The 10,795-nt window shown below is 58.2% G+C and carries 8 protein-coding genes and 1 pseudogene; 2 read left to right on the forward strand and 7 right to left on the reverse strand.

Annotated features, from left to right (window positions below; all coding sequences use genetic code 11):
• From AC1DZP_RS35045 to AC1DZP_RS35075, 7 genes and pseudogenes are all read right to left on the reverse strand, one after another.
• Nucleotides 1–567, reverse strand: a 567-nt coding sequence (locus tag AC1DZP_RS35045) for an AMP-binding protein (RefSeq protein WP_477308804.1), incomplete at its 3' end; no start/stop codon positions are given.
• A 152-nt stretch (nucleotides 568–719) separates the two neighbouring features.
• Nucleotides 720–1,679 (reverse strand): agmatinase, encoded by a 960-nt coding sequence (locus AC1DZP_RS35050; protein ID WP_477308806.1) that lies wholly within the window; start codon nucleotides 1,677–1,679, stop codon nucleotides 720–722.
• Nucleotides 1,680–2,474: 795 nt separating this feature from the next.
• A complete protein-coding gene (locus AC1DZP_RS35055; RefSeq protein WP_477308808.1) occupies nucleotides 2,475–2,936 on the reverse strand; it encodes a MaoC family dehydratase in 462 nt (153 codons plus the stop codon).
• 109 nt (nucleotides 2,937–3,045) lie between these two features.
• On the reverse strand, nucleotides 3,046–4,161 hold the full coding sequence (locus AC1DZP_RS35060; protein ID WP_477308810.1) for an arginase family protein: 1,116 nt from the start codon (nucleotides 4,159–4,161) through the stop codon (nucleotides 3,046–3,048).
• A 6-nt stretch (nucleotides 4,162–4,167) separates the two neighbouring features.
• Nucleotides 4,168–5,490 carry a hydantoinase/carbamoylase family amidase gene (locus AC1DZP_RS35065; protein ID WP_477308812.1) on the reverse strand — a complete coding sequence of 441 codons (1,323 nt, stop codon included), beginning with the start codon at nucleotides 5,488–5,490 and terminating at the stop codon, nucleotides 4,168–4,170.
• Between the two features lie 6 nt (nucleotides 5,491–5,496).
• Nucleotides 5,497–6,297 (reverse strand): enoyl-CoA hydratase/isomerase family protein, encoded by an 801-nt coding sequence (locus tag AC1DZP_RS35070; RefSeq protein ID WP_477308814.1) that lies wholly within the window; start codon nucleotides 6,295–6,297, stop codon nucleotides 5,497–5,499.
• Between the two features lie 562 nt (nucleotides 6,298–6,859).
• Nucleotides 6,860–7,397 (reverse strand): annotated as a pseudogene (locus AC1DZP_RS35075) (Tn3 family transposase); the annotation flags it as partial.
• 314 nt (nucleotides 7,398–7,711) lie between these two features.
• Here AC1DZP_RS35075 and AC1DZP_RS35080 point away from each other — a divergent pair.
• Both AC1DZP_RS35080 and AC1DZP_RS35085 read left to right on the forward strand, forming a co-directional pair.
• Nucleotides 7,712–8,611 (forward strand): IclR family transcriptional regulator, encoded by a 900-nt coding sequence (locus AC1DZP_RS35080; protein ID WP_477308816.1) that lies wholly within the window; start codon nucleotides 7,712–7,714, stop codon nucleotides 8,609–8,611.
• A 503-nt stretch (nucleotides 8,612–9,114) separates the two neighbouring features.
• Nucleotides 9,115–10,795: 3-hydroxyacyl-CoA dehydrogenase NAD-binding domain-containing protein (locus tag AC1DZP_RS35085; protein ID WP_477308818.1), on the forward strand; the 1,681-nt coding region annotated here is incomplete at its 3' end.

The raw sequence follows: 10,795 nt of genomic DNA on the forward strand, positions 1-10,795 counted from the left end.
GGACTGCACCATCGTCAAAAGGTTTCGGTGGGTTTCCATCGCACCTTTGGGACGCCCCGTCGTTCCCGAGGTGTAGAAGAGCCAAGCCAGGTCGTTGGGATCGATGTCGATGTCGGGAGCGCCGACGTCAGCTCCATCCAGGAGGGTGTCGTAGGGTCTCCCACGATTGCCGCTGCCCATCTCACCAATGCAGAAAACCTTTTCCGGCATAGCCACTATGGTGGCGATCTCTTCCACCATATCGGCAAATTCACTGGTGTAGACAAGCACGCTTGCCCCGGAGTCTGAAAGGATGTGCGCATATTCTCGCGCGTGCAGCTTTGGGTTCATTGGAACGGCAGCCATGCCGGCGTGCATGGCTGCAATATAGATCTCCAGACCCTCGAAGCGGTTGGTCGCGAGGATTGCCACCCGGTCATGCTGCTTTGCTTCCGCCAACAAGGACGTTGCAATGCGATCCAGGCGCCGGCGACCTTCACGATAGGTAATTGCTCCGTCTTTCAGCACCCATAGCGGCCGATCCGGATAGCGCATGGCTGATCTGACCAGGAGATGCGCGACATTCATTTGCTTACTCCAAATTTGCTCGCCAGACGCTTTGGCAGGCTGCCTCTAAACCGTCGACACTATTTCGATGCAAAGCCCCGAAACTGGGAGCGTGCCGCGGTGCGATGGTGTGCGGCTGGAATTGATCCTAGGCCCGTTGCTCGTGCTTCAAGTCATGCCTTTACCTTCCGTCGAGCAACCGTATCGGCCACCAAGCACAGGATCTCGAACATGATATTCGCCCCGTTCAGGGCGGTGTGGCTGCCAACATCGAACGGCGGCGACACCTCCACAACGTCTCCTGCGATGATGTCGAGCCCGCGCAGTCCACGCAAAATTACCTGCGCATCGCGCATCGTAAAGCCGCCCGGCTCGGGCGCGCCCGTGCCGATGCATTGCACGGCGTCAAGGGAGTCGATATCGAAAGTCAGATAGGTCGGCCCGCTTCCTGCTACTTCTCTGATCAGCTCGATCGTCTTGGGGCGACCTAGCTCTTCGAACTCGTCGAAGGTGACCAGTCGCATGCCATGTTCCTGATGGTAGTCGCGATCATCGAGCGAGAAGCGAGTGCCGCGGATGCCGACAGAGATACTGCGTTTTGGGTCGATGAGACCCTCTTCTACACACCGACGAAGCAAGGTCCCGTTGTTATAAAGATCGCCCCAGGCATCGGTGTAGGTATCCGGGTGAGAATCGATATGAATGATGCCGAGCGGCTCTTTGCTGGCGAGTCCCTTTATGACGGGATAGGTGACGCCATGGTCGCCCCCGACGCAAACGGTGGTGGCGCCTGTTGAAGCGATTTTCCCGATGCGCTCGATGATCCCCTTCACGCTGCGTGAGATGTCGATCGGGATGACGGGAATATCGCCCAGATCCGCGACCTTACATTGATCGAACGGTGACGGACCGCCATTGGAATTGAAACGTCGTATAAGTCGTGACATTTCTCTGACTTGTGCAGGCCCGTGGCGCGCACCGGCTCGATTGCTTTGGAAATCGAAGGGCACGCCCAAGAGGGCGATGTCGACCTGAGAATCCTGGCTCAGCCAGGGAGTTCGAAAGAAGGTCGCGATGTCCGCGAACCGCGGCACGGTGAAGGAGTCCAGCGGGTTTAAATTGTCCGAAGTCATTGGCGGCCTCTATTTCTCAAAAAGGAGAAGGTTTTCGTTGGGTGTCCGAGGCAATCACAGAGCTCACGAAACGTATGGGGCCGATGCCCTTGCTCGCGCCGCATAGACAACGGTAGCGGAAGGACGAAGCGATGATCCAACACGCAGATTGGGGCTCTGTTTTCAGGCAGATAGCGGCCGTTCAAATGCGGTCGAATTTGACTATAGACATCAGAACCCCTGAAACTTGCCTGCCCTCCATAGAGTGTGTCAGCAACAGGGTGCATGGTGGGTTGGTACACCGGAAGTTGCTCTGCAAGACGTTCCGCTTCGTCGCTGCCTTTTGCGCTTTATGGTAGGTCCACCTGATGGTGAGAAGTATTGGAAAAAGCTGAAACAGGGATCGCCATCTTCCCGATCACCATCGAGGGAGAGGCAAGAGGAGATGCTCGCGGGTTGAACTCTGCATTACCGCGCCGTCCAAAGCTTGGAGCGGGAAGATCAATGAAGGTGAATTCGCGCTGCCCTCAACGATCGACACCCTTTGCCGGTCAGTGGTCACTTATGTTTGATCTGTCGTTCGGCTGACGATGCCCGGGGGAGGCCATCATGGAACCTGTGAATGCGATACCAAGGAAACGGAAGAGGAATGGCTCTGCGGGAGAGTCCCAGAGATCGGCCCTTAGAATTGGCAGCGCCGATGCGGGTTGCTAGCCAGCGATCGAAGAAGCCCACCACTGGTTTCAGCCAACGACATACCAGGTGAGACGATTGCAGTAAGGCGGCGCGTGGTGGGAGGCGTAGAATCGGGCGTCGTTACAGGACCGACATGCAAAGCCATTCAGCGATCAAAGCAGGCTTATCCTCGCCCTCGATCTCGACCAATACTTGCAGCGTCGCAAGCCAATGCGCTGGCTTGCGTTCAGTGAACTCTTTCAAATGAAAGCGCCCGCGAATACGGCATCCCGCTCGCACAGGAGACAGAAAGCGTATGTTCGAAAACCCATAGTTGATTTCTGTGGTTCGGCCGTGCACGCCCGGCACTACTTGATACGACATAGCTGACATCATGGAGAGCGTGAGAAATCCGTGTGCGACGGTTCCCCCGAAGGCGGACGTCCGCGCTTTGACCGGGTCCGTATGGATGAACTGATCGTCCAGCGTGACGCGCGCGAACTCGTCGATGCGCTGTTGATCGAGCAAGATCCAATCGGAAACGCCAAGGTCGGTATCCGCAGCTTCCACAAGTCTGGACGGTGTCCACTCACGTCTACGCATTCAAGATCTCCCGGTTTTGAGCCGCGTGATCGTCGGCTCCACGCTTGCCGTCGCATCAAATGAGCGCCGATCCCTCTATCGCCTTCATGTAGCCGCTGTGAATGCGTGTTTACCCTTTTCGACTGCGCAATATCTCGCCTATCGCCGTTGTGGCCAGGCGGGACGCTGTTATCGCGGCAGTCCCTGTGACGTCTCGATCTTCGACGAACTCCACCATAGCGAAACTGACGATCTTCGCTTTGCGCGCTACGCCCCTGATAAGCTTGGAAGCTTGCCAGTAGCTCAGCCCGCCGGGGGTGGGTACCCAGACAGCTGGCATGATCGAAGGGTCCAAGCAATCAAGATCGAAATTAATATGGACGTTCGCGCCTTCGGGTATGCTTTTTATGACTGGATCAATGCCGTCGTCATGAACCTGTTCACCCGTAAAGAACTTCACGCCCCATGCTTTGGCGTCGGCCACTTCCTTGGGGCCTCCCGAACTTGGCCCCCGCATGCCAACCTGGATGATATTCTTGACAAAGGGCAGTTCTGAGGCTCGGCGCATGCCACTGGAAAGACCATAACGTTCACCATTCACATCGTCGCGCCAGTCCATATGACCGTCCACTTGCAGTATGGTCACATTCTCGAAACTGGCCAAACCTTGAACGACTGGGATCGGGATGGAGTCTTCGCCGCCGAGCACGACAGGAACCGCTCCCTGCCGAATAATCGCTTCCGTTGTGGATTTGATCAACGCACGATTATCAGAGGCCTTCTCGAATGAAACATCCAGGTCGCCGATGTCAACGACCCGGTCTGAAAGACCCGAGAACATCGAGTCTGAGACATCCCAGTCGATACGGTCGTGCGATTGTGCAAACATGGCTGCTGCACGCCGTATCGCTCTCGGCCCCGAAAGATTGGCCCGCCCATATTCTGGCGTGTGCAGATACGGCGTGGCACAAGGAACGCCCATGATCACCACGTCGGCGTCCAAGTTCGAAACGTCCGAGCCGTCTCGAACACCCAGGAACGTTAACGGCTTGTCAGTGTTGGAGGGCATCTGGGGCCGTTTTGATGATCGCTCTTCCATCTCGAATGTCCTTTTTCTGTCTGTGCAAGCCGTGAAGCCCCCAAAGATTAATCTTGCCGTGTGTGCGGCCTGGATGTTGTGCTCGTCGGCCTGCTTCTGCACCGAAACGGCGTCCACCGCTGCGCGATGCGGCGGATCTCGTGCCATTCAGGGTCATAAAGGTAAGCTGTGCAATCGGCCGTCAAGGGCGATGAGAGAATTGAGCAGAACGTTCGCACCCAAGACCATGTCGTCGGGCTCGGCTGATTCAGCTTCGTTGTGGCTGATGCCACGATGGCAGGGAATGAACATCATTCCAGACGGGCAACACAGCGCCATGTTCTTGGCATCGTGCGTAGCGCCCGACAGGACGTCCATGGAGGGCGTTAGGCTTTCTGCCACGAAGCGAACGATTTCAACAACCCCGGGGTCGAACGCCACCGGCGCCGAATGCAAAAGCGGTTCAACTTGAACTTCGCACACGCCTGACGTGGATCGACAGATAACAGAGATCAGGTCTGAGATGCCTTCCAGAACAGAGCTTTCCGGGTGCCGGACGTCGATAGAGAAGCAAGCTTGAGAGGGTATGGTATTGATAACCCCCGGCAATACACTTATCGCTCCAACGGTGAACCGAACGCGGTCGTCGATACATTCAATCTGGGTTGACAGCTCGTCAATCAGTCGCAACGCGTATTGTAGAGCGTCCTTTCGTAAGTACTTTGGGGTCGTCCCTGCGTGGGCTTGCTCACCGCGCACAGTGACTTCGAACTGCATGACCCCCTGGATGTTGGTAACCACGCCAATCTTCAACCCATTGGCTTCGAGGAGCGGGCCTTGCTCTATGTGCGCTTCAAGATAGGCGCTCGACGCACCTCCCACTGGGCGCTGTTCCAAATCACCCAGTTGGTGCAGGCTCTCGCCCAAAGCCTTGCGCACAGAAATCCGTTTTTTGTCGAGACGATCCAGCGCGATTTCCAGCGGCAATTCTCCCGCGTGAACGGCCGAGCCCATGGTCGAGGGAGAAAAGCGGCAGCCCTCCTCGTTCATCCATACCACTGCCTCTACAGGATGGACTGTCTTGACCCCAAGGTCTTCAAGAGTCTCAAGTACTTCGAAAGCAGCCAGGACGCCGTATACCCCGTCAAAATTTCCGCCCGGCATCTGGCTATCGAGATGTGAACCGATAAGAATCGGTGGCAGATCAGGATCTGTGCCAGGTCGCCTGATAAACAGGTTGCCAATAGTGTCCACGCCACAAACGAACCGCCGATCGCGTGCCCAAACCAAAAGTGCATGGCGCGCGGCAGTTTCCTCAGCACTCAGCGCAGGGCGCATGACGCCGCCACGCTCGGTGGCTCCGTAGCTCGTCATTTCGGCGTGACGGTGCAGCAAGCGAATGCCGTCAATGCGGTACGACAGGGACGCGCCCTGCCCGAGCTTTGTAACTGGTTCGACATCCTTGGGCTCGGACTGCAGAGGGTTTGTCAGTTGCATGATGACCTACTTCGTCGATGGAAACTGGGGAGGGCGACGTTCCATGAACGCTGCCACTCCTTCCGCTGCGTCCGGTTCCATGAAATTCAAGCCCTCGTAGGCAACAGACAGATCGAAGATGGGAGCTGCTTGCCGAGCCCAATGATTGAGGCAGCGCTTAGTCCAATGCAGGGCACGCTGTGGTTTTTGAGCAAGTCGGCCAGCATATTCGAGCGCTGTGCTCAGGACCTCCTCGCGAGGTTTCGCCATTGACACCAACCCAATGCGCTCCGCCTCTTGACCGTCCAAAATATCGGCGGTGAGCAAGTAGAGCTTTGATTTGGGAAGGCCGCAGTAGAGCGGCCACAACATTACGGCGTGGTCGCCGGAAGCCACTCCAATATTGACGTGCGCGTCCGTCAGCCGCGCGTCGTTTGCGACGATGGAGATGTCGGCAGTCAAGGCCACGGCCAGGCCGGCGCCGGCAGCCGACCCGTTGATGGCAGAGATGATCGGCTTGTCTAGATGCAGCATGTTGTACACGATGCGCAGGGCTTGCTCGCCGGTCTCGATGACATTCGAGATCTGGCCCATCGTTTTTAAGCCTTCAGACAGATCTCCACCTACTGAAAACGCCCGCCCGGCGCCCGTGATCACCACGACCCGAACCGACGGATCCTGCTTGACCGTAAGCCAGACGTCGGCAAATTCTTCATGTAAAACCGCATTCGAGGCGTTCATGCGATCCGGCCTGTTGATCGTGACCAGGAGCACGCCATGGTCTTTGCGCTCGAAGAGCAGGTGTTTGTAATCCTCGTAAGCCTTCATGGGATTCTCGCTTTGATTAGCCAGTGAATTTCGGAGAAGATTTCTTCAATTTCTCAACGATTCCGGGTGATTGGCCGAAGATTGATGATCCTGTCTCTGCAGCTGCAGAAGAAGCCCCACGATTTCGAACAGGCCTGACTCGGCTCCTAGTTCTCGGGCGGCCAGCCATCGCAACCTGCCGTGCCCACGGTAAGTAGATCGAAAGCCCCGAACCATCAGGAATGAGCGATGCTCACTTCGGCGATGGTTATCCTGCCGTCCACGTGCCTCTGCGACCAAACCATCCTTGGCGCTCGTCGACCAAGCGCGGGTCATGAGCGTGTTCGGCTTAGCTTCGGCGCAGTCGTGGTGTAGCCATGGGGCGTCGTTCGCCCGTCTGTGGCTCGCCTGTCCCGGGTCTAGTCTGCGCCTATCAAGTACATCAAAGGCCCAAAACGGCAGCGTGTGAGGCGCAGCCCATGAGCATCGAACGGCGCCGCAATCTGGGGTCGGAACAAGAACTGTTCCCGGCGACACGCTAAGGTCGAACGGAGCATCAACGTCATGCGGCATGGCGTAATGTGAGCAGATGATCCGGGATCTCGCGGGGCATTTTTGCGCAGTGGGTGCCGGCCCGTTCGATATAGACCGTATTCCAATGCACGATCGCGCTAACTTCGAGATTGAGGCCGGAGGCGCGGAGCGCTTGGCTTTCCAATGATCGGTCGCGGATTTCGCCGCGCTCGTGGAAGAAGACACGCGCTACAGGTTGTGCGCGGCCTCACCTTTGTTGAGCCCGTCTTGGCACCGCCGGCGAAATGCCGGGTTCGAGTACCATTCGATCATGAAGAGAGACCGCTCAATACGACCCAGTTCCGCCGCGCCCTGGCGAACTGGCCTTCCTTTCGCGATGCCGAGAAGCTTCTTCAGGATCGTCGACAACGCGACGGATCGCGTGGTGATCAACGCCGCGAGATGAAGAACAGTGGTCGAGAATGAAGCGCGATGTTGATCGGTGCTCCGAGTGGTTTGACAGCGCCGGGGTGAGCATCGCCGTTCTCGAACGTGTGGAACGTCCGATCCTTGAGGTTGTGCAGTCGCGGTGCGAGCCGCTTGCCTAATCTTGGCGTTCAGTTCCTCGGCCGCCGCCGGAACCTCGCCAGCCGTTCCATCAACGTGCCGGCTTCAAGACGAATACCGTCGACCTTTCCGGACCGTGCGCTGTGAGCGAGGCGCGCAGGCCCTCGGATTACCTTGAAGAAATCTCCTGCCGTGTTATGAACTCAAATCCTTGGCATATAGTTCGTGCCCGGGATCAGGTGCTGCCGGCGATCGCGCGGCAAATGCCGCAGAGTTTGTCGTTTCCGGACCGAGACAACGGAGCGGCCCGTGGCCTCCGGTTCCACGAGAACGCGAAGGCATTCGAGCGAAGGCGATGAAGACAGACACAAGTTCAGCGGTCGCGCTCGAATCACCGGACACAAAGAAACGAAGGGCGCGTGCCAAGCAATCCTCTTCGTCACGTTCCGCAATGCAACTCGTATTCGATGCCGACGACATCGGACCTTCGCTTTCCAAAGACCGCAAATTTGTTTGGGCGCTGGCACGCGGACTGGAGATTCTCAGGGCGTTCGGCGCTCGCCCCGGCCCACTCGGCAACAGCGAGTTGGCGAGCATAACGAACCTGCCCAAGCCGACCATCTCTCGGCTGACGCACACGCTGACCGAACTGGGATATCTAAAATTTCTCAAGAGGCTTGGAAAATACGAACCGGCCCCCGCGATTCTGGCTCTGAGCTATCCCGTTCTCTCAAGTCTGCGCGTGCGCCTCATCGCGCATGAGCACATGCAGCAGATTGCCGAGTTTGCAAACCTGTCGGTCGCTCTCGGCAGCCGCGACCGACTGAGCATGATCTATGTCGACGTCTGCAATGCCAGCCTGATGACGACCCTGCGTTTGGATGTCGGTAGCCGGATCGACATCGCACGCTCGGCCATGGGGCGTGCATTCATGGCGGGCATTTCTGACCAGGAGCGCGATGCTCTGTATTCACGGCTGGCAAGTCGCCACGGTTCGGACTGGCCCGATCTGCGCGCGCGCGTCGAGGATGCGATCGCACAGGTCAGGGAGCGCGGCTTCTGCATAGTAGACGGCGAGTGGCAACGCGACATAAGAAGCGTCGGCGTTCCCCTCGTCTCGACGGATGGGATGGAGGTCATGGCGCTGAATTGCGCGGGGGCTCGTTTCGCGGTCGATGTTCCAAGGCTCGAAAACGAAGTCGGCCCCAGGCTGGTGCACATCAGCCGCAGCATTACCCCGATGATGGGGCATTGACCCACCACGCTCCGTGCTCTTGGAAAGAATCTTCTTGCACCGACGGGGGCGTCCACACATGTCCATTGCGACGATGTCGCTTTGTTTCAAGGCCGGCACGAGTTGCTGTTCGACATAGGCGCGGAAGCACTGGCGTGGATCGATAGCCCGCTCTTCTGCCGTCGTCAATTTAGCGGRACCACCGTTTGCTCTGCAAAAACTCGATGCATGCATCGACTCCCCCTGGCCGTCTTGGAATTACCAAGTCTATGAAAGCAGCTTGCGGGTGCTGTCCTTTGAGGAGCGTGAGTTCCTCAAGGGCCACGGTATCGGCCGAACCTGCTAGGGCGACATCCGAGTTCTTGACAGTTTGCAGAATTAAATTCTACCTAGCGGTACACGATGCGTTGAAATGTTACATTATGGCGCAGTTCGGGCCATCGGGGCTCAGACAGGAACCCCTCCTGACTGGGGCTGCCCAGTTCCCGCGCGAGGCGGTTTGGTCTGAACCAGTCGCTGTCGCAATGGTGCTCACCATTGTTTTGACTAAAGGGCCTTTAATGATTGAATACGAAATCGATCCCGACGGTATCGCCACCATTACATGGAACATGCCGGATCGTCTCATGAATGTGCTTGCTCCGGATGCGCGCCTTGCGTTCATCGACTGTGCGGACAGAGCCATTCAGTCGTCCGACGTGCGCGGGATAGTGCTCGCGTCCGCAAAGGACGAGTTCGTCGTGGGCGCGGATCTGACCTATATTCGCGATCTTCGCGCGCTTCCCCCGGAGATCGTAATGGAGAAGATGAGTCCGTTCCGCGATTGTCTGCGACGGCTCGAAACATCCAAGAAGCCGGTCGTCGCTGCGATGAACGGGACCGCGCTCGGTGGCGGACTGGAACTTTGCCTGGCCTGTCACCACCGGATCGCGAGCGACAGGACCGATGCGCGGTTCGGGCTTCCCGAGGTCACCTGGGGCTTCCTGCCCGGTGCCGGCGGGACACAGCGGCTGCCTCGAATGATCGGCGTCGCCAAGGCGCTGCCGCTGATGCTCGATGGCACACGCATGTCACCCCATGAGGCGCTCGAGGTTGGCATAGTCGATGCGCTGGTGCCTCAATCCGACCTGCTGGCCGAAGCGAAGGCATGGATATTGCGGCAGGATGGCGCTTCGCAACCATGGGACAGGCTAGGCTTCCTGGTGCCCGGCGGAGGCCCTTCAAGCCCTGAAATCCACCGCTACTTCATGGCAAAAGGCGCCCAGGTACAGGCTCAGACGCGCGACCTTTTTCCCGGACCCCGCGCAATTCTGTCCGCAGTATTCGAGGGCATCCGGCTACCTATGGACCAGGGGCTGGCGGTCGAGTTTTCATATTTCGTGTCGCTGGTGCGCTCCGAAATGGCGCAAAACATTCTCCGGACCATGTTTTTCGGGGTCAATGAAGCAAGAAAGCTGGCCGCGAGGCCAAAGGGCGTCGAAACGTTTCGCGTCACCAGGCTGGGGGTGCTCGGCGCCGGCCTGATGGGCGCCGGGATCGCGGAGATCGCAAGCCTTGCCGGGCTAGAAGTGGCGCTTCACGATCGTACTCTCGATGAATCGAGGTCCGGCCGGGAAAGGATAGCCTCCTCGCTCAGCAAACAGGTCGAGAAAGGGTGGATCGGAAGAGATCGGGCGCAAGCCGCCCTCGCCCGCATTGTCCCCGCGGAGCGCCTGGAGAAGCTGGCGGGCTGCGAAGCCGTCATCGAAGCCGTGTTCGAGGAACGAGCGGTGAAGGCCGAGATAACTGCAAGGACCCTCGCGGTTGCGGGTCCGCAGGTTCTTTTCGCCACCAACACGTCCAAGATACCAATCTCCACCCTTGCCGAGGCAAGCCCGCGACCCGATCGTTTCATCGGCCTCCACTTCTTCTCGCCGGTGCCGCGAATGCCGCTTCTGGAGATCATTCGAGGTCGCGCCACCTCCGACGAGACGGTGGCGCACGCTCTCGATCTTGCGAAGATCCTACGCAAGACGCCGATTGTCGTGGGCGACGGCCCTGGCTTTTTCACCAGCCGCTGCGTCAGCAGCTACATGAACGAAGGCATTATTCTTCTGACACAGGGCGTTTCGCCCGTGCTGATCGAAAACTGCGGGAAACAGGCCGGCATGCCTGTCGGGCCGTTGACGTTGGCTGACGAGATCGGTCTCGACACGATGTACCGGG

The sequence above is a fragment of the Mesorhizobium sp. P2_F8 genome (genome assembly GCF_056403655.1).

Excerpts from the sequence above, each read along its gene's own strand:
- AC1DZP_RS35050 (WP_477308806.1), bottom strand. The coding sequence starts at position 1,679 with ATGACTTCGGACAATTTAAACCCGCTGGACTCCTTCACCGTGCCGCGG.
- AC1DZP_RS35055 (WP_477308808.1), bottom strand. The coding sequence starts at position 2,936 with ATGCGTAGACGTGAGTGGACACCGTCCAGACTTGTGGAAGCTGCGGAT.
- AC1DZP_RS35060 (WP_477308810.1), bottom strand. The coding sequence starts at position 4,161 with ATGGCACGAGATCCGCCGCATCGCGCAGCGGTGGACGCCGTTTCGGTG.
- AC1DZP_RS35065 (WP_477308812.1), bottom strand. The coding sequence starts at position 5,490 with ATGCAACTGACAAACCCTCTGCAGTCCGAGCCCAAGGATGTCGAACCA.
- AC1DZP_RS35070 (WP_477308814.1), bottom strand. The coding sequence starts at position 6,297 with ATGAAGGCTTACGAGGATTACAAACACCTGCTCTTCGAGCGCAAAGAC.
- AC1DZP_RS35080 (WP_477308816.1), top strand. The coding sequence starts at position 7,712 with ATGAAGACAGACACAAGTTCAGCGGTCGCGCTCGAATCACCGGACACA.